The 20,591-nt window shown below is 42.9% G+C and carries 17 protein-coding genes; 4 read left to right on the top strand and 13 right to left on the bottom strand.

The window, feature by feature from the left end:
- Positions 1–29 precede the first annotated feature (29 nt).
- The gene (locus tag ACQ76V_RS00195) at positions 30–2,402 is read right to left on the bottom strand and encodes a 3-hydroxyacyl-CoA dehydrogenase/enoyl-CoA hydratase family protein (protein WP_440998441.1); all 2,373 of its coding nucleotides are present in this window, start codon (positions 2,400–2,402) and stop codon (positions 30–32) included.
- A gap of 62 nt (positions 2,403–2,464) precedes the next feature.
- Complete coding sequence (locus tag ACQ76V_RS00190) at positions 2,465–4,273, bottom strand: AMP-dependent synthetase/ligase (RefSeq protein WP_440998440.1); 1,809 nt, start codon at positions 4,271–4,273, stop codon at positions 2,465–2,467.
- A gap of 142 nt (positions 4,274–4,415) precedes the next feature.
- On the opposite strand from ACQ76V_RS00190, the gene ACQ76V_RS00185 reads away from it, so the two are divergent.
- Positions 4,416–4,853, top strand: a complete 438-nt coding sequence (locus ACQ76V_RS00185) for a hotdog fold thioesterase (protein WP_440998439.1) — start codon at positions 4,416–4,418, stop codon at positions 4,851–4,853.
- Between the two features lie 51 nt (positions 4,854–4,904).
- Here ACQ76V_RS00185 and ACQ76V_RS00180 read toward each other — a convergent pair whose 3' ends face one another.
- The 3 genes from ACQ76V_RS00180 to ACQ76V_RS00170 all read right to left on the bottom strand — a co-directional run bounded on the left by ACQ76V_RS00180 (position 4,905) and on the right by ACQ76V_RS00170 (position 7,770).
- Positions 4,905–5,108: a four helix bundle protein gene (locus tag ACQ76V_RS00180; RefSeq protein ID WP_440999015.1), complete on the bottom strand. Its 204-nt coding sequence runs from the start codon at positions 5,106–5,108 to the stop codon at positions 4,905–4,907.
- A 185-nt stretch (positions 5,109–5,293) separates the two neighbouring features.
- Positions 5,294–6,010 carry a hypothetical protein gene (locus tag ACQ76V_RS00175; protein ID WP_440998438.1) on the bottom strand — a complete coding sequence of 239 codons (717 nt, stop codon included), beginning with the start codon at positions 6,008–6,010 and terminating at the stop codon, positions 5,294–5,296.
- 104 nt (positions 6,011–6,114) lie between these two features.
- Complete coding sequence (locus ACQ76V_RS00170) at positions 6,115–7,770, bottom strand: class I adenylate-forming enzyme family protein (protein ID WP_440998437.1); 1,656 nt, start codon at positions 7,768–7,770, stop codon at positions 6,115–6,117.
- Between the two features lie 139 nt (positions 7,771–7,909).
- Between ACQ76V_RS00170 and ACQ76V_RS00165 the strand changes: the two genes are divergently transcribed.
- The 3 genes from ACQ76V_RS00165 to ACQ76V_RS00155 all read left to right on the top strand — a co-directional run bounded on the left by ACQ76V_RS00165 (position 7,910) and on the right by ACQ76V_RS00155 (position 11,377).
- A complete protein-coding gene (locus tag ACQ76V_RS00165; RefSeq protein WP_440998436.1) occupies positions 7,910–8,710 on the top strand; it encodes a protein-L-isoaspartate(D-aspartate) O-methyltransferase in 801 nt (266 codons plus the stop codon).
- 101 nt (positions 8,711–8,811) lie between these two features.
- A complete protein-coding gene (locus ACQ76V_RS00160; RefSeq protein ID WP_440998435.1) occupies positions 8,812–9,624 on the top strand; it encodes a hypothetical protein in 813 nt (270 codons plus the stop codon).
- Positions 9,625–9,673: 49 nt separating this feature from the next.
- Complete coding sequence (locus tag ACQ76V_RS00155; RefSeq protein ID WP_440998434.1) at positions 9,674–11,377, top strand: S8 family peptidase; 1,704 nt, start codon at positions 9,674–9,676, stop codon at positions 11,375–11,377.
- An 11-nt stretch (positions 11,378–11,388) separates the two neighbouring features.
- Here the strand turns inward: ACQ76V_RS00155 and ACQ76V_RS00150 are convergent, their stop codons facing one another.
- From ACQ76V_RS00150 to ACQ76V_RS00115, 8 genes are all read right to left on the bottom strand, one after another.
- Positions 11,389–13,623, bottom strand: coding sequence for an IGHMBP2 family helicase (locus ACQ76V_RS00150; protein WP_440998433.1), 2,235 nt, complete (start codon positions 13,621–13,623; stop codon positions 11,389–11,391).
- Positions 13,624–13,841: 218 nt separating this feature from the next.
- Entirely contained in the window at positions 13,842–14,663 is an 822-nt protein-coding gene (locus tag ACQ76V_RS00145) for a class I SAM-dependent methyltransferase (RefSeq protein ID WP_440998432.1), read from the bottom strand.
- 34 nt (positions 14,664–14,697) lie between these two features.
- The gene (locus ACQ76V_RS00140) at positions 14,698–15,351 is read right to left on the bottom strand and encodes a class I SAM-dependent methyltransferase (RefSeq protein ID WP_440998431.1); all 654 of its coding nucleotides are present in this window, start codon (positions 15,349–15,351) and stop codon (positions 14,698–14,700) included.
- A complete protein-coding gene (locus ACQ76V_RS00135) occupies positions 15,348–15,878 on the bottom strand; it encodes an OsmC family protein (protein ID WP_440998430.1) in 531 nt (176 codons plus the stop codon). Before ACQ76V_RS00135 ends, ACQ76V_RS00140 begins: the two co-directional genes overlap by 4 nt.
- A gap of 98 nt (positions 15,879–15,976) precedes the next feature.
- Positions 15,977–16,762 carry a methanethiol S-methyltransferase gene (mddA, locus tag ACQ76V_RS00130; protein WP_440998429.1) on the bottom strand — a complete coding sequence of 262 codons (786 nt, stop codon included), beginning with the start codon at positions 16,760–16,762 and terminating at the stop codon, positions 15,977–15,979.
- A gap of 66 nt (positions 16,763–16,828) precedes the next feature.
- A complete protein-coding gene (locus ACQ76V_RS00125; protein ID WP_440998428.1) occupies positions 16,829–17,311 on the bottom strand; it encodes a cupin domain-containing protein in 483 nt (160 codons plus the stop codon).
- Positions 17,312–17,422: 111 nt separating this feature from the next.
- On the bottom strand, positions 17,423–19,177 hold the full coding sequence (locus ACQ76V_RS00120) for a tetratricopeptide repeat protein (protein WP_440998427.1): 1,755 nt from the start codon (positions 19,175–19,177) through the stop codon (positions 17,423–17,425).
- Between the two features lie 155 nt (positions 19,178–19,332).
- Positions 19,333–20,517, bottom strand: coding sequence for a homogentisate 1,2-dioxygenase (locus ACQ76V_RS00115; protein WP_440998426.1), 1,185 nt, complete (start codon positions 20,515–20,517; stop codon positions 19,333–19,335).
- Positions 20,518–20,591 lie beyond the last annotated feature (74 nt).

Raw genomic sequence — 20,591 nt, 5'->3', positions numbered from 1 at the left:
CGATCCGCTCCATCTGTGTAATCAGTGTTCTAATTTCTCAACGGTTTTCCCTTCTTGAGCATGTGCTCGATTCGGGCTTGCGTTCGTTCGTCTTCCAAAAGTTCTAAAAAGGCCTCTCGTTCCAGCCGTAAGATATAATCTTCAGGTACTTCCTGTGGCTCGCTTAAATCACCGCCACTCATCACATACGCTACTTTTTCTGCCACTACCTTATCGTAATCAGTGATAAAATTGGCCTCGTGCATAATATGAAGCATCATTTTTAACGAACTCAATGCCTCGTTTCCAAGCACTTTAATCATTGGTTTTTCGGGGGGATAATAACCGGCATCAGCCATTCTTTTGGCCTCGGCCTTGGCGTTGGTAATCAACAGGTCTCGATTCATGATAATGGCACCCGAATCGCGCAAATAACCCATTTGCTTTGCTTTAGGCGCGCCGTCAGAAACTTTAGCCATCCCGATAGTCTTAAACTTTTCTTTAATATTCGGCATGGGATCAACCTGTTCATCTTCAATAAGACCTTGCATGGTTCGTAGCACCATTTCTTTGGTCCCTCCTCCAGCCGGAAGCAAACCAACGCCTACTTCCACCAGACCGGCATACAACTCGTGATGTGCAACAACCTTATCCGCATGGAGAATAAATTCAACTCCGCCACCGAGCGACCGGCCAAAAGGCGCTGCCACTACCGGAAAGGGACGATAGCGCAATCCTACTGCTACATCTTGAAAATTCTTTGCCGCCTGTCTCACCTGGTCTTTCTCTCCCTTCTGCCAAGCGCCCATTGCTTCCATCAGGTTAGCCCCATAGGTAAAGTTATCTCCATCATGACTAATAACCAGACCGTCAAACTGTTCCTCGACCACATCACACGCCTTCTTTAGCGACTGCACGAGCTCAAAGCCCAGCGTATACTGCTTGGTTCGAAATTCAAAAAGAGCAATACCATCACCAAGATCGTACAATCCGGCACTTTCGTTGCCAAACACTTCGTTTTCATTCGCTTTAAGAGTAGAAACCTGAATAGCTCCTTTAGCCGGTGGACTTAGCTCCTCAACTTCTCCTGTGGCTAAATTATATACTGTTCCTTCATCTTTGTCATAAAACTGATCTCGTCCACGCTCCAGCATGTCTAAAACATTTTTCGGCACATCCAGTCCTTCATCCTGCATACGCTTTACCGACTCCTCAACACCAATGGCATCCCACCGTTCAAATGGCCCCAACTCCCAGTTGAAACCCCACTTCATCGCGCGGTCGATAGCCTCCACGGATTCGGTAATCTCGGGGATACGATGAGCAGCATACAGCAGTAGGTCACAGTGAATGTTCCACAAAAACTGCCCGACTTTATCATCCTGGTTTACCAAAAATTTTAACCGTTCTTCGGAGGTTTTAAACTTTTTCTTGGCTTCGGTTGCACTTTCGAAATCGGGATCAATCTGCGACTCATATTCGCCCGTTTCGGGATGAATCACTTTGTATTCTTTTCCCGAATCAGTGCGAACTTTTTTATAAAATCCTTCGCCTGCTTTATTACCATGTTTACCATCTTTCACCATCTGCTCAAAAGCTTCGGGCAGATCAAATACTTCGCGTCGCTCATCATCGGGAATAGCAGGATACAAATTCGTTGCCACATGATGAATCACGTCCAAACCCGACATATCGGCCGTACGAAATGTAGCCGCTTTGGAATAGCCGGTGAGTGTACCCAACAAATAATCGATTTCCTCAGCCCGAAAATCACCATTGAAAAAGTGCGGCATAATACTGGCCATCGAGAAAATACCAATACGATTGGCTATAAAATTCGGGGTATCCTTACACTTCACCACTCCTTTACCTAAATCACGTTCACAGAAGCGCGACATATATTCGATAACATCGTCGGCCGTTGATTCCGTGGGAATAACCTCCAACAGCTTCATATACCGCGGTGGATTAAAAAAGTGTGTACCCAAAAAGTGTGCTTTAAATTCATTCGAGCAATCTTCACTAATTTTACCGATCGGTAAACCCGAAGTATTGGAACTCACGATCGTCCCTTCCGTACGAACATCCTCAATCTTGGACATCATGTCTTTTTTGATATCCATCTTCTCAATAATAGCCTCACAAACCCAATCGACCTCTGCAAGAATATCCAGATCATCAGTGAAATTACCGGGCGTAATGCGATCAACATATTCCGACAATCCAACTGGAGAAGGATTCATTTTTTTGAGCTTGGCAATATTATCAATCACTGTCTGATTAGGATTTTCGCTCTCCTCATCTTTGAGATCAAGCAGCCAAACTTCCATTCCGGCATTCACACAATGAGCCGCAATTTGGCTGCCCATCGTTCCTGATCCAAGTACCGCTACTTTCTGAATATCGTATTTGCTTGTAGACATAAATGCTTTTGTATCAATAGTTATTATTTGGGTTCTCAGGCAAAGTCACTAAGAGGCACAAATTATTTTTCAGCCGTAGATTCTTCCTCCACATCCTCATAAATCGACTCGATTACATCTTCATAACGTTCTTTGACGACAGGTCGTTTAACTTTAAGCGTCGGTGTAAGTTCACCGGATTCAATAGAAAACGGTGTTTCCAGAAGAACAAACTTCTTGACCGTCTCCCAGGGCGATAGCTTCTTATTTACCTTATCGACCTCGCGCTGTATTAACCTTCGGACTTCCGGATCTTCATTTGCGGGATCCGAAACAGATTTTCCACGTCCCTTTAACCACTTTTTAGCATTCCCATAATCGGGGACAATCAATGCTGAACAAAACTTACGCTGATAGCCAATCACCATAGCCTGATCGATGAAACCACTTTCACATAACAAATTTTCGATCGTTTGGGGAGCAACATATTTTCCTGTAGAGAGCTTAAAGACAGACTTTTTACGATCCGTAATAAACAAGTAATTGTCCTCTAATTTCCCTACATCCCCGGTCATAAACCAACCGTCATCCGTAAATACTTCGTCGGTTTTCTCTTTGTTGTTATAATACCCCTCCATCACATTGGGACCTTTAGCTAAGATTTCTCCATCATCAGCGATCTTGATGTCTACATTCGAAAGTGGCGTACCCGAACTACCTATGCGCATGTGATCTTTATCATTCACTGACAGCACCGGCGATGTTTCCGTCAGCCCATATCCCTGCATACAGATAAGCCCCAGTGCATTCATAAATCGAAATAAATTGGGCGACAGTGCCGCACCCCCGCTTACCATTCCGAGTAAGTTTCCACCGAAAAGTTCACGGATTTTTGAGTACACCAACTTGTCGGCAATTTTATGCTTAATAGCATCGAGTCCGCTGGGCGGATTTTCAGGATCATAATCCTCGGCCCGATTAATTGCCCAATAATAAAGCTGCTTTTTGAGCCCGCTCATCTCCTGCCCTTTCACCTTAACACCTGTATGAATCTTTTCCAACAGCCGCGGCACCGTAGCAAAATAGTAGGGCTTTACATATTCAAAATCCTCACGGATTTCATCCACTTCCTCGATGTAATAAATCGGGTAGCCCATACTCAAATACATATAGGTAATCATCCGCTCAAATACGTGCGAAAGCGGCAGATACGACAACATTTTTTCATGTTCCCGGACGGTTTCATCAAAAGGGACCCGCTCCAGCGAGGCCAGAAGATTTGATGCAATGTTATTGTGCGAAAGCATCACGCCTTTGGGATCTCCGGTTGTTCCAGAAGTATATATTAATGAAGCCAGATCATCGGGCTGCACTTTTGATCGCAATTCCTCAAAGAGCTCAGGGCTTTCCTGATGCTTCTTTGCTCCCATTCCCAAAATATCTTCAAACTCTCTGAGTTTGCCATGTTTTGATGCAAAGATCGAAATAATAGCTTTTACATTGGTGATATCTTTGATAATGGGTTTTGTATCAGCAAAAAGTTCATCGTTCGAAACAATATGCACCTTGGTCTCTGAGTTCTCGAGGATATACTTAATCTGTTCTCCGGGCTGGGTCGTATAAATAGGGACATTTACCGCTCCGAGCGAAAGAATAGCCTGATCACAAATAACCCATTCAGCACTGTTCTCGGAATGCAGACTCACTTTATCACCGGCACGGACCCCAAGTTCGTACAATCCCAGTGCCAAATTTCGAACCTTCTCCTGAAACTCTTCTCTGGAGGTATCCACCCATTCGCCATTGCGTTTGGTTGATATAAAAACCTCTTTATCGTGCTTCTTTATTCCCTTTTCAATCTCGGTTATGATAGTTGTCGGATCGTAAGCCATGACAGTACGCTATTTAATTGTTGATGACGTTTGTTACCAATAATTTAAACGATTGTGGATGATTTAAAAGTCTATTTAAATTTTTTCTTCATCTTTTATAATTATCTTAAACATCCACTAATTAATTGTAAGAGAATCATTTATGTATATCCAACCTAATCTCGAAAAACGCGTACAAAAATTCTTCTCTATATCTGAAAAAAATATGGGGGATGCTCTTAATATTTCTTTTACTTCATTCAAATCTGATGAAATAAAAGCTACCATGCCGGTCAACAAACATACAATACAACCCTTTGGATTGCTTCATGGCGGTGCTTCGGTTGCTATGGCCGAAACATTGGCTTCTATCGGCGCTTGGTTAAATATTGAAGAAGAGGGAAAAACGGCCGTGGGTGTTGAAATTAATGCCAATCACGTTCGATCGGCCCATAAAGGAGAATCCGTTACTGGAATTTCAAAACCCTTACACAAAGGGGGGCAAACCCAAGTATGGGAGACCAGAATTTTTAATGAAGATCAGAAGTTAGTGTGCGTATCGAGGTGTACTCTGGCGGTGGTTAATAGCCCTGAGTTATGAGTCTTGAGCAGTTAATTTATAGAATGGAATCAGTATTTGAAGTCAAAATTATTAAACTAACTTTTGAGCAAGTGTATATAACATCTTTTGTAACTCCTCTATTTCAGTACAAAGTTTTTCGCTTTTAGAATTACTAATCAATTCTAAATTCTTTGATATTATAAGCTGAGTCTCCAATTCATAAGATGATCCATACGCAATACTAAGAAATCGTTTGAAATCTTTATTTGTATTCCTTCCTGCTCCCTCAGCGATATTAGAACTAATAGATACACTGCATCTGCGAAGTTGAGAAACTAATCCAGATTTTTAAACCTATTCATGATCATGGTCTTTAATTATAAATGATATTGATAAGACCATTTAGTTGTGGATTCCTTACAAAATAAAATCGCAGCAATTTCCTTAACCCCTCACTACTCAAGACTCCTCACTAATTACTACTCATAAAGCTGCTGCAATAATTTACGCTTTGTGACCGGAAAAATAGTCTCCCGAAATGGGAAATCCAGATCTGTATTAAAGGCAAAAGTGGCCGGATTGGGCAACTGTTTGTTTTCATCAATAAGATCCAGCTTTATAGCATTTGGAGATCGATGGGCTCCTTCCTGTTCTAACCCTTTTAAAAAAGCCGTTTTGAGCGATCGATACTTATCCTGCGAACTTTCAAAAACGGTAAGCTCGTATTGGAACAGCAATAGTCTAGACTCTTCATTATCGGGCACAAAAAAGTATCCCTCATCGGTATAATTGGGAATAATACCGACTTCTTCGAGCTTAATCTCATCATTTACAAACTCATAAATCGTCTTACCTTCCTCGATTTTTGCCTTGATTAGGGGTAATCCCCAGTCAATTAAATCTTCAACTTTACTCAGATCCGATCCATCCACAAAAACGACCTCGTGCTCAATAACTTCGTTCACAAAATCGATCTTTTTGATACGTTTCGGAAATTCATTGCGCAAATCCTGCAGACGATTTAGAATATCGTCGAGCGTGGTATAGAGTTCTACCAGATGACTTAAGTGAGGATAGATTTTATTCATCTGAAAATCCTCGGAAATGGCTTTGAGTCCCGCCAGAATTTTGTACTGCTGAGATTCAAAATCAGACTGAACGCGTGTAAAAAGATCAAGGTTGAGTGAATGAGCCATAGTGACCTCCTGCTTTTGTACCGTGATATAGATGATCCCTTTTTACAACCTTAATTAATAACGAAGACAGGAGCAAGTTTTATTGTTTTGGGTGCGGCATTCCACTAATCATCCCGAAACTGCACACCTTTCCACTCCTCAAAATGATGCATCACCTTACGCCGCTGATATTTCCCCGTTGAGGTCACCGGAATCTGATCCCCAAAAACAACAACTTTCGGTGATTTAGAAAACGGTAAATGTGCTCGACAGAACTCCAAAATTGCCTCCTCATTTCCTTCTATCCCCTCTTTGAGCTGAACGTATGCCCCTACTTCTTCACCGTACCAATCGTTCTCAAACCCAACAGCAATACCTGCTTTAACGCCCGGCGCCTTGTTAATAATCTCATCTATTTCGAGGGGCGCAAGGTTCACCCCGCCGCGTATAATAAGTTCTTTGAGCCGACCGGTAATAAAAAAATACGAACGCCCATCATCATCCTTTACGTAAAAGCCTTCATCACCGCTTCGGAACCAACCATTTTTAAATGTTTCTTCATTAGCCTCCCGATTACTGTAATATTTAATCATCACATTTACACCCCGGATCACAATTTCGCCCCTTTCCTCTTCTTCTAATTCGTTGCCATCCTCATCGTGGATCGCCATTTCATTCGCCGGAATAGGCACTCCGATACTCGGATAGCCATAATCAGCAATCCATTTTTTGTGTTCCTCTTCGTCCAGATCAACCGGCAGAAAGCAAGAATAGCACGTAGTCTCCGAAAGACCGTATCCGTGAATAATGGGGATATCAAAACGCTCCTCAAACGTTTTCGCCACTTTTACGGTCAACGGCCCCGCCCCACAGATAACATGCTGCAGCAAAGCCGTATCGGGCACCTCGTTATCCGCATAATAATTATTGAGATACTGCAGCAAGGTTGGCACCATACTTACAATATGAACACTCTCTTTTTTTATGATGGAAAAAAAGCGGCCAGTCCTAAACTTTTGATTGAGAACGGTCGATCCGCCGGCAAGATAAGGCGTTATAAGCGTCACAACAGTCCCGTTCACATGATGTATAGGCAGTACACACATCATACGAGTTTCGCTATCAATATTATGCCACTCGGCAATGCTACGGGCATCTTCCAGCAAATTACGCTGACTCAGTACTACTCCTTTGGGCGGCCCTGTAGTTCCGGAAGTAAACACAATAAGCGCTTCCGATTCAGCCAAAGAATCTTTAGGGAGTTCCAGTTCACCCTCCTCCTTGGTGAAGTTTTCGATCCTTCCTTCGCAAACAATCCATTCTACATTTTTCAGATATTCATACTTTTCCAAGATAGCCCGAAATCGCTCTCGGTATTCGGTCCGTACAAAAGCCAGCTCCACTTCTCCATTTTCGAGGATATAGGCAATGCGCTCATCATCTTCGCCCAGATTCACGGGCACAACCACCAATCCCAATAGCCAGGCGGCAAAGTATTGGACAACGGTATGCCAGTGATTATGTGATATAGTTGCAATACGATCGCCATGCCTAAGTCCCTTATTTTGTAACAAGCGGGCACAATTAAGTACCTGTTGATAAAAATCGGCATAACTTATCTCAGTGCGGTTATCATTTTCATCGATATAGGTCAGATATGACTGCTGATCATCCGAACGTAACTGTAACAGCTCAGAAATTTCTTTACACGACAAAGGTGGCAATTCCTTATCAAGCGAACGTGCATGATCAATTTTTTGCTGAAGTTCTTTGAAATCCATAAAACACATTTTTATTCCCCGTTGATCTGTGCTCAATTTTAGGTTTTGCCAAGCGAAAAGGCAAACCTCTGCCAAATTTTGAACAAACGATTGGCAGTAGTATGTTTTCTATGTGTGATATAACGGTTATTTCAACGTCATGAAAAAGCTCAATCAATTACTCGTTTTACTTATCGCCGGAGCAGGACTTTGGATTGCTCTTGACAATTCTCCTTCTCTTCAAACTGAACAGCTTTCAGAGGCATCTTCAATAGACACCATAAGGACCGATACCCTGAATTGGAACCGCCCTCGTTTCGATGAGCGTAAAGAAGAGCGGCACCAAATGGTGGAAGAAGGAATTGTCAGCAGAGGAATTACCGACTCGGCCATCGTTGCTGCGATGAAACAGGTGCCTCGACACTTTTTTGTTCCCAAAAATTATCAAGAGTTGGCCTACGCTGACCGTCCCCTGCCCATTGGCCATGATCAGACAATCTCTCAGCCGTACATTGTGGCATATATGACCAAATGGCTGGAAGTCGAGGCCGGAGATAAAGTACTCGAAATTGGTACCGGCAGCGGATATCAAGCAGCCGTATTATCGGAGCTCACACCGCATGTTTACACCATTGAAATTGTAAAACCGCTGGGTGATCAGGCCATAAAACGATTCGAAATTCTGGGCTACCACACCATCCAAACTAAAATTGGAGATGGCTATAAAGGTTGGGCCGAATACGCCCCTTTTGATCGAATTATTCTAACAGCTGCCCCGGAGGAAATTCCCCAACCTTTGATTGATCAGCTGGGGCCCGGCGGAATTATGATTGCTCCGGTCGGCAGTGTGGACAGCAACCAAATTTTGACGAAGATTACTAAAGATAATGATGGCAATATATCCCGACAAAAAATGCTTCCGGTTCGTTTTGTACCGATGACGGGTGAATCTCAACAGTAATGACTATTTTAATGATAAAACCCATTCTTCTATTTCAAGACCAATAATTTATTTATAGTTTTGTTACAATTTCCATCACACTTTTTGAGAACAATTTTTATATGATTTCACTTCGCAAACTTCTGATTTTTTCTTTTGTACTGCTTGTGTTGCCTTTGTCAACCATCGCGCAATCATCATCCAAGCAGAATACCATTAATACAATCTTAGAGCAGATTCCGCTGGAAGAACAGCTTAAGGAAAGTCCACGCGATTTGCACCAACAATTTGCACAGAACCCCTTTGGACTGCCGGCCTCTCAGAACGAGCAGATGATAGCCCTATTTCTGAAAACCTTCACGGCTGATACCCTTTCAAACTATATCCAGCAAACGTTTGAAGAAAAGTTTGATCAAAACCATGCTCAATCAGTTAGTAAGTGGCTTGTCCAAGAGAAAAACCAGCCGTTACTGGATGCTGAAAAAGAATATTATACCATTGAAGGCATCAGAAAAAGAGTTGTAAACCGGTACGAGCTTGAACAAGATCCCCCCTCTGAAGAACGGACTAAGCTCCTATCAAACCTCGTGCAAAGCAGGTCGGCCGTCGAGACAGAAATTGAGATGCAGACCATTCTGTTCCGCTCGCTGGTAAAAGCATTTAGTACCTTAAGTCCACAGCGAACACTCAGCGACGACCAAATTGAAGGCTTTGTTGATAATTTTCGCACCCAGGCCCAAATGCAAATCGACCGAGAAACCCAACAAAAACTGATGGTTCAATTTCACGGTATTGATAATGAGCTAATTCGCGACTATCAGTCCTTTTATGAATCCGATGCCGGCCGCTGGCTGAGCCAAACAACGGCCGCAGCGTTGAAAACCGCTTATCAGAAAGCATCAGACGAATTTTTGCAATCTATCAAGAACTTATAACGATCACTACTTCAGACCGTTACGTTAAACCATTTAACCATTTACACCTATGACTTTCCGCATTCTTCTCTTTATTAGTATCATCGCCACCCTGTACGGTTGCTCTACCACAGAACCTACAACCACACAACCCGAAACGGCTGCTCCATCCGAAAATCAACAGGCCGTTATAAAAGACACTATCGATTTTTCAACCATGCTGGAACCGCCAAAGGGCTGGCATCACTGGGATGAGCAAGAAACACAATTTCGAGGAATAAGCAGTAAAGAAGCCTATGAAACTGTGCTCAGTAATAAATCACCAAAAAAAGAAGTAATTGTAGCTGTTATTGACGGCGGCGTTGATACAAAGCATGAAGATCTTGATGATGTGATGTGGACCAACGAGGACGAAATTCCTAATAACGGAAAAGATGATGACAAAAATGGCTATGTGGATGATATTCACGGGTGGAATTTCATTGGTGGTGCCAACGGCGAAAATGTCAACCACGATACCTTTGAACTTACTCGCATTTATCGCCCGCTGCACCAGCGGTTTGCCAATGTGGATACTACCACACTTAATAAACAGGCACGGAAACGCTTTGCCTACTATCAGGAAATTAGGGCTGACTATGAAAAAGAAGTCAAACAGCTAAATCAACAGTACAATAATATTGAGTCACTAAACCAGAGTATGCAGGAAGCTCGGCAAATTTTAAACAATCACTACGCCGATAGCGCTTATTCCTATGAAGATATCCAAGATCTTCAACCCACCAGCCAAGAGCTTAATTTTGCCAAAAATGTGATGCTCTATGTCATGGAAAATGACATCGATTCTACACTGATTGCGGATCAAAAGAAACAGATATATGAGTTTGCCAAATATGGCTACAATCCGGAATTCAATCCCCGCAATATTGTAGGCGATAATTATGAGGATAAATCCGAACGGTACTACGGTAATAACGACGTAGCCGGACCTGATCCCTCACATGGTACCCATGTGGCCGGAATTATTGCTGCAGAGCGTGATAATGGAATCGGAGTTAATGGTGTAGCCACCAACACACGCATTATGGCCGTTCGGGCCGTGCCCAATGGCGACGAACGCGACAAAGACGTAGCCAACGCCATCCGCTATGCAGTAGATAACGGAGCTGACGTTATCAACATGAGCTTTGGAAAAGGATATTCGCCCCATAAAAAAGTGGTTGACCGAGCTGTCGCCTATGCGGATTCCAAGGGCGTGCTAATGGTCCAGGGAGCGGGAAATGAAGCTCAAAATAATGATATCGGAGAAAATTACCCTACTGACACCTATAGCTATTCTATCGATGGTGATTCTGCCGCTACTCTTTGGCTCAGTGTCGGGGCTACCAGCTGGATGCCCAATGAAGAATTTGTCGCCAACTTTAGCAACTATGGGGATAAAACCGTAGATATTTTTGCCCCCGGCATGGATATCTATTCCACTATGCCTGATAATAAATACAAATTCCAAGAGGGAACCAGCATGGCATCGCCTGTGGTTGCAGGAGCAGCTGCGTTACTTATGGCATATTATCCAGATTTAACTGCCCAACAGATTCGACAAGTCATCATGGATAACACCAGCCAGTATCCTAACCAGCAAGTTACTGTTCCACACGAAGGAAATCCTCAAGAAGCTAAACAGGCTGCATTTGCAGAGCTGTCTGTTTCTGACGGAGTAGTTAATGTGTATAAAGCCCTAATAGCTGCTGAAGAGCTGAGCAGGCAGAAATAGCTATTCTACAACTACACTTCTATCACACTTCCTTCATCTCGTACATAATCAAGAAAACGTTCATAGGTTTCATGAGATGCCACGGTAGAACTATCTCCAACAACAATCAGCTTTCGCTTGGCCCGAGTCAATGAAACATTAAGTCGGCGCACATCCTTCAAAAAACCTATGGCATTTTTCTTGTTGCTTCTGGTCAGCGAGATAATTACCACTTCCTTTTCGCGTCCCTGGAATCCGTCAACAGACTTTACCTCCAGATTTTCGGTATCCACTTCGCGGTCTAACAGATCAACCTGATCCTTATAGGGACTAATTACCGCAATATCTTTTGCCTGCATACCTGATCGCAGCAAGCTATTTACCATTTGTTTTATCAATAATGCTTCTTCCGGATTTTCTTTGGAGGTCGATCCCTGTTTGGTCCGCTCCTCTGCATCGCGCCCAGAGGTATCTACAAATACGAGGGCTTCACCAGGGTCCAAGATCGACATCATTTCGTTATCAAAGCTATTGACATCCAGCTGAAAATCCTCAAGCGTATGCTCTTTTACACTTTCATCAGCCGACAACACTCCGTCATAGAACTCATTATTGGAGAATCTCATAATTTTTTCGTGCATGCGATACTGGATCTGCAACATGTTCTTGATTTCAGGATGGGATTCAGCAAGTTGCTCAAATAGCGTATCCTCCAATCCTTTGTTGGCAGCTTTGAGGTTCTTTACCGTAGGTGGCAACTGTCGATGATCACCGGCCATGACAACTTTCTGGCCATGCGTAATGGGAATTAAGCAACTTGGTTCGGTTGATTGCGTTGCCTCATCAATCACCACGAGATCAAAATTACGATCATCCAGCAATTCACTTCCCGCTGTACTGTTGGTTGTACAAATAACCTGCTTTTGTTCCATGATTTGATTTACAGCATCTTCGCGCAACTCATCAGCATTATCAAAAAGGTGTTCCACTTTATCTTGAATTTTAAGCCACTTCGCCATGTCCTGAATTTTATCCTTGGATACCCCACGGGAACCACGCCCCTGTTCAGCAAGCTTCCTAATCTTGGTATTACTCATTCCGCGCCGAAATTTCCCCGATGGATACGTATACTCATCCTGTTTTTCTTTTTCTTCAAACGCCTGAGCTCTCAACTCCTCAGACTGTTGGTATTTGTCATTTTCTTCAATCAGACTATCAAGGGTATGTTTTTTTAGCTGTGGAGTCACCCGTGCCGGATGGCCCACCCGAACTGCTTTAACTCCTCGGTCAAGCAAAAAATCCAGCATGTTGTCAACGGCAATATTCGAGGCCGCCGTAGCAAGTACTTTCTGTCCATTGGCGACCGCCTGCTCAATTACTTCAATAACCGTCGTGGTTTTGCCCGTACCAGGCGGTCCATGGATAAGATGAAAGTCTTTAGCACCGAGGCTATAACTTACCGCTTCTTGCTGCGACTCGTTAAGCTTATGATTAAACCACTTATCCACCTCTGCTTTTTTAGGTTTGGGCGGATCGCTAATTCCAACAATGATATTTCTCAAAGTATCCGAACGACCAGTTGCTCCTTGCAGTTTCTCCAAAGCTTCGTTCATCCGCTGGTACGTAATATCATTGACATATAGATCCATCCGTAACCCCTTACCAAATATAAAGCTACGGGGCTGATCAAAAGCAACGGTAATCGAATAATTGGTCTTTTGCACGACCGTTCCTGTAGGATTATCACTTAACAGTGGATCGCGACGGGAGATCATCACTAAATCGCCTACAGATATTTCGGTATCGGGTAGCGGCTCTCCCTGGTACTGACGCATAAATTTTACAAGCTTTCCTTCCAGGGCATTGCCTTCATCACGCCCCTTCAAATGGAGAATCGCTTTGCCTTCGGCCTCCCGCTGTTGGCCAGAAAGGGTTCGAATACTTTCCTCATGCTCCCGCATTTCCGCTTCGCGCTCCAACTCAACCAGTCGCTGGAAGTGGTTCACATAATCAAATATTGTTTCAATATCCGCAAAATCATTTTCGTCAATATTTTGGACCGACACTCTGGAATGGCCCACCTTTTTTCCATTCAGTTGAGTTGCCAGTTCTGCCGCCTTACCATTACTTACTTCTACAAAAGCTTTGGAACCATTAATATCAATGTTTCCAATAATTCCGGGATCGATATCCGTTTCGCCACCAATAGCACCAAGAATATCTCCCGGACCCTGATTTTTCAATTCAGTGATTAAAATATTGCTCATAGCCTTATTCCAATCTCTGCCAACATTCTTTTTTGTTTTCGTTTTGCTTCTATTAAACACAAAAAAAAGTGACTGTAATTCCAAGGCGCTTAAGAAGCAACGAATTCACGTTTTAATAGGTGTTTGCAATCGGTAAATATTCGATGCATATCCAAAAAAATAACCTAATCCTTAACATGATATCCACCTTAATCATACTTGATTTAAAACAATTTTTTTTATCCGGACTTATTACCCGACACGATCACAAATTCTCCGGGAATCTCATATCCGGTGCCACTACTAAAAGGCTGTATGGATTCAATATATTCTGCATGTGCACCCTCCTTGGTTTGTTCGTCAAACTTGCGATATGCCAAAGCTACTGCTCCACCCTGAAATGCGCTAATAAGGGCTTCCTCATCCGTTTCGTACGGCAGTAAAACCTCAAATCGCTCCGACTCTATATCCACAAAACCAGCGTCTTTAAACTCTTGGGCTAACGTATCTCCTGTACCAAGCTGGAAAAATAGCGGACACACATCTGACTCCACGCGACGATCCACGATCGGAAAAATCGCAGCCCACCCGCAAGCTTTGCGACGCCCCCAAACCAATGCTGCCGCACGTCCACCTGGTTTTGTAACCCGATGCATTTCCTGAATTGCTTTATCCGGATTCGGATAATACATCAACCCCAACGAGTTGACGCCGATGTCAAAGCAAGCATCTTCAAAATCCAACTCTTCTGCATCCATGTGCCTAAACTCCACATTTTTTATCTCCCTATCGTTGAAAATATTCCGTGCCTTTTCAATCATCTTTTCGGACAGATCAATGCCAATAATTTCACCTTCTACTCCCACTGCTTTTGCAATTGGATAAGTTACCAGTCCAGTACCACAGGAAATATCCAGCACCTTTTTTCCGAGCTGCAAATCAATTTCCTCGATCAATTTTTGTTGTGCGGGACGTAATTGTCGCTCCCATCCCTTTTGGTAATATGGCGAAGAATAATCCCATCCGTATCGCTGTACTCTACGCTGTAAATCGGGTTTCATTGTTTTTTAACTATCTTGTTGATTTTAATATTTCTTAATTAGCAGCAACTACGCAATACGACCTAAGCTGCGTCTCACTACCATCGACTTCGATGGCCGGATCCAGTGCCGAGGTCGTCCTCACAAATGAGAATCCATTTTCTCCAAGGATTTCTTTCCATTTATCAAGTGAGTAAAGCCTAAATCCATGATCAACAAATGGAAAATTAAGCATACTCTCTCGAGCTCTAATCCCTGTAAAAAATAGTCCTCCAGGCTTTAACACTCGCTTGACCTCTTGCAAATGAGGCGCCGGATCATCCCAAAAATAAACCACCATATTACAGAAGACTTTGTCGAAAGATGCTTCTGGAAACGGCAAATCATCACTTTGGCCTAATTGCACCTCAAGCTGTCCGTCGGTAATGGCATTTTGATTGTTTTTCCGGGCCATTTCTACCATCTCACTGGAATAATCAATCCCAGTAACCTGTAGATTTTCGCTGCCCCGAAAAAGTCGCTCGATGTACTTACCCGTACCAAAACCAACCTCCAGGATTTGATCTCCGGATTCTGGATCCATCGCGGCCAATGTCAGGTCAAAGAGTGGTTCGTTCACTTCATCCATTTTTTGGCCAATTGTTTCAGCAAAATCTCCCGATGGTTTGCATAGCTGTTGAGCCACAAATTCTAAATCTTGCTTTGTCATGATGTAACCTCCGGATTTGTGGATTTAATCGCCACTTCTCGCTCTACCGGAATAGCCCGCCTAAAATCATCAAGCACCGGGCTGTGCCTATCTGCCTCCTCGATCATCTGCATGATTTGATCTTTCGGAGCCGGACTTTCGATATATACTTTGTACCGCAGGGCATCAAAACCGGGCGGATCATCACTAAGATGCAACATGCCCCGAGCATCGAAATCGGACTCAATATTAATTACTATATTATGAATCGGGATGCCTAACACAGCTGCACGCTGCGAATAGGCAATTGCCAAGCAACTGCCCAACGCGCCGCGTTCCAAAATACCGGGACCCGGACCGGCATCATTGCCACCCTCTGCTTTCCCGATATCAACTTTGAATTTCCAGTGCTTATGCTCTACTACACAGGTCGTTCCATCAAATAATCGTACTTTAGTTTTCGCTGTACTTTTGGCTTTCGACGGACGCATCTGTAATGCCTTTTGATTTCGTTGAAAAGCTTCTTTAATCGTTTCTGGATCAGCCATAAGATTCTCTCCCTGTTGTTTATCATTTTAAATATTTTTAATTACTGGGCAATATACACCCATCTATACTACTGTTTTTATTCATCTTAAAGAAATATCTAACTTTCTTCCCGTACCTGTACAAACTCCTCTTCTTTAGGATTTGTATTCCATTTAAAACCGGGAAAAAATTTAGGTACCCGCTCACTATATTCGATATATTCATCCCCAAAGCGACGGATCATTGCCTTCTCTTCGAAATACACACCAACAATGATATAGATCGTCATTCCAAAAGAAAATACTAAATGTCCAACGGTCATTTGCGGTACCGACCAGAATGCAATTAAAAATCCGAGCATAAGCGGATGACGGACATATCTATAAAATCCGGGTTCCATAAATTGCGGCGGGCTTTGCTCTTTATCCCTTAAATAATTCCAGACTTGTTTGATACCAAATAGATTAAAGTGATCGATCATCCAGGTTGAAAGGAATACAATCAACCAACCCAGCCAGAATCCCCACTGCAGTACCAACGAGACCCCCGCTGTTTCGACTTTCCAAATTGTTTCGGGCAACGGTTGCCAGAACCAAAGAATCAAAATTAGTGCAATGGCCGAAAACAATACATAGGTACTTCGTTCTACCGGTTTGGGCACCAATTTTGTCCACCAATTTTTGAAAGATTTCCGTGCCATTACTGTGTGCTGAATCCCAAACAGGGCTATCAATCCTACGTTAACAAATAGAGATTGGACCAGCGGTGCTGCTGCGCCCGAGTTCACTTTTGTGGGCGCATAGGCTTCAAAATTTCCAAGGAAAAGTATCAACCACAGAAAACTTCCAAAGAAAATTAGATAACAAATAATTCCATAAATAAATGCGATTAGTTTTTTCATCATATCAAGATTCGTAGTTCCGATTTAGAAAATAAGACCGAAGAGATCCCACCTGTTATCCAAAACAGATCACTTAACAGCAAAAGCGTCGATGGGTTCCTCAAAAGCAATAAAAAGCACACATGGCTCCTCCGAGATACACGCTGCCTTATGGCGGTGCTCAGCCGGTCCATATGCATAAGAATTGATATTTATCACTTTGGGTTGCTGTCCCTCATATTCAACTTCCATTTCCCCCGCTACCAACACCATGCGCTCCGCAGAATGATGCCAGTGATTGGGCACTTTTGTATTCCCTTCCAATTTGAAGAAAATATCTGCATTGGGATGGGCGGGGTTTCCCTGAAGAACTGCAATGCGGCAGCTTTGCGGCATAAATTCGGGACACCCTCCCCATTCAAGTTCTTCTGTGTCTATATTCCGTACAAAAGCATCACTTTGGTCCTGAGCTATTAGTAAAGCCGGCAACATCAAGAGTATTAAAACAGGTGCAATAAATACTGAAAAGTAGTCATACATAGCGTTTGGATTTAGTTGGTTTAAAGTCGACATATCCGACAAATACTAACCTATCTCCCATGATGGAAAAGGGCAATTTCAGGAAGGTAAACAATAGGTAAACAGTACGTTAAAACAACCACAAACAGCTTTAAACAAAGGTTATTAACTTTCTTGTCCTGCCTCTCTCTTCTCAATTGCCATCATAAACTCGGTGAGGTTTTCTTTGGTCTCGATGTCCAGCTTTTTTCGAAGACGGTAGCGAGCCGTTTTTACGCTATTGGGTGTAATACCTAAAATAGTGGCGGTCTCTTTGATCGATAAATTCAATTTTGCCAGTGCCGAAAGTCGCAGTTCGTTAGGAGTTAGATCAGGATACTGTTCTTTCAGGACATTGAAAAAGTCGGTATGCACTTCCTCAAAATAGAGGCGGAACTGCTCCCAGTCATCATCAAGACTAAAGCTATAATTCACCATGTTTCGCAACTTTTGCAGCGACTTATTGATGTCTCTATTATCCTGCCGACAAATTGTAGTAATCTTATTTTTGAGCTCTTTCATCGTCTCATTTTTCTGCACCAAGTGCAATGTGTGAGTCGTAAGCTGTTTATTTTTGAACTCAAGATCCTTTTCCAACTGTCTTTCCTTCAAACGAATATTTTCAAGTTCTGTCTGATTTTTATTGATCTTCAGTCGCTGTCGGTTATAAATCAAAAATCCAATGATACCAACCATCACCAACCCGGCCAGAAAAACCTTCCTCATGAGCGTTTCGCGCTGATTCTCTTTATCGAGTAGCGCAATTTCCTTTTCTTTTTGAGCCGTCTCATATTTGGTCTGCAGTTCGTTAATCTGTCGCGACTTCTCCTCATTCAGAATACTATCCTCGACGGCCCTCAATTTTTTCTGGTGGTTATACGCCTCTTCGTAATTTCCGATAGCGCTATATATATCCGAAAGCAGTTCGTAACCCACTTTTACCCCAAGCTTGGTGCCAAAATCCCGGGAAAGGTTCAACGTCTTTTCAGCATGAACCAACGCCGAATCATACCTTTTTGAGGAATAATACACCTTCGCCAAATTTTCGTGGATGATCGAAGTGAGATCGGGGTCCCGATCATCATTCAACTTCAAAGCGCGATTTAGATAATCCATAGCATCATCATAACTATTTTGCTGCATATATATTCGCCCAATATTGTTCAAGCTGTTTGCGATTCGGATAGTATATTCCAAATCACGGCGTATCTTAAGTGCTTTGGAATGATACTCCAACGCCTGCCCATAATTCCCCTGATCGCCATACAACAACCCCAGATTGTTGTAATTAATCGACATGCCATGTCGATTGTCCAACCGCTGATTAATTTCCAAAGCACGCTTATAAAATTCCTCTGCCCTTTCTTCATTCTCCAACTCAAAATAAACCAGGCCTATATTTCCGGCTATTGAAGCTATAGCACGCTCCGCATCATTAGCCTCACTCAACTCGAGCGCCTGAAAAAAATATTCCAGTGCTGTATCATACTGCGTTTGAGTCTTATACAGATTTCCTATGTCATTAAGTTGTGATATTATACCAAGCGTATCCCCTGATTTACGATTATAGGAAATACCCTTTTGATGGTGATTGAGTGCTTCTTCAAAATTTCCCATCACTCCATTCGAATACCCCAGCTCACGATGTGCCTTGGCAATACCTTCGGGGTAATTAATTTCCTGAGCAATTTCGAGTGCTTGCCCGGCAAACGTTATCGCCCGATCCGGATCAGCAAAAGAAAGTTCAAAACTTGAATCAATTAACGTATGTACTAATGACGTATCCGAAAAGGTGAGATTTGTCGGAATCTTAATCTGTCCTTGAGATTTTCCCCAAAAGACAGTTAGGAATAATATGACAGTGATGATCTTTTGGCTCATCCCATTTGAATGTTTATAGTAATATATAAAAGCAGGGCTAATTAAGTAAAATCAAATAGTTAGAGCTAATGTAATTCCAAAAAAAACACTGACCATAAAAAAGCCCGCCAAGTTTTTACCTGGCAGGCTTTGACCATTCGATAGCTAAAAAGGAATTACTCTTCGGCTTCCACTTGTTCTCTATCAGCATCTTCATTCCAGGAATATGGATAACTTTCATCATCCAGTTTCTTGGCTTCGGTGGTCAAATGCAGCGGATGAAAGGTATCGATCATCACCGCATATTCGTCCGTACCTTCCTTACCGATACTGCCCTCATATTTCCCGGGGTGCGGTCCATGTGGAATACCGCCGGGATGCTGGGTAATACTTGCTTCTTCCACGCCTTTTCGACTCATAAAATCCCCCTGTACATAGTAAAGCACTTCATCAGAATCTACATTAGAGTGCGCATAAGGCGCCGGAATCGATTTCGGATGGTAATCGTACTTACGCGGACAAAATGAACATACTACATAATTGTCCCCTTTAAATGTCTGATGCACCGGCGGCGGCTGGTGGACCCGTCCGGTAATCGGCTCAAAATCCTTTATGTTAAAAATCCAGGGATACAGGTAGCCGTCCCAGCCCACTATATCAAAGGGATGATGCTCGTACCAATACGAGGTATATCGTCCCTGCTTTTTGATGCGGACTTCAAACTCCCCTTGTTTATTCACGAAAATCGGCCCTTCCGGGCGACGAATATCACGTTCACAAAAAGGACTGTTTTCTAAAAATTGTCCCTTATCGGATAAATACCGATCAGGTATATCCACCGGACCCGTAGAATCAACCGTGAGCATACGATTTTCATCTGTTTCAAAAACCATCTGGTATATCGTACCGCGCGGCATATAGATGTAATCCCCCCAACCGAATTCAAGCTTACCAAACATAGTTTGTACATAGCCTTCACCTTCATGGATGAACAGTAACTCATCATGCTCTCCGTTTTTATAAAAATAATCCATCGGCTCGGTGGGGCGAACGGCTCCAATCTGTACATCATTATTATACAGCAACACTTTACGGCCCATTACCGGATCGCCGCCCTTCTCGATATTGGACGTACGCAGGTGATGATGACGCAGCATACCTTCATCCCACTTTTCAATTTTCACTTCTTCACCTTTTTCTACCTTGAATGTTTTGGTAGGCGGATTATGGTGATACATCAATGATGACACACCATGAAATCCCTCGGCACCAAACAGGTGCTCTTGATAGAGCTCTCCATCTGGTCGACGAAATTGGGTGTGACGCTTATGTGGAATTTTTCCTAACTGATGATAAATCATTATTGATACCTCATTTTTAGTCTTGGATAATGGGTCATAAGTCTTGAAATTATCACTACTCAAGACTCATAACT

Source organism: Fodinibius sp. SL11 (assembly GCF_052060035.1).
Taxonomy (GTDB): Bacteria; Bacteroidota; Rhodothermia; order Balneolales; family Balneolaceae; genus Fodinibius.
Note: the sequence above shows the minus strand (reverse complement) of the source record. Positions and strands in the feature narration are given on the sequence as shown.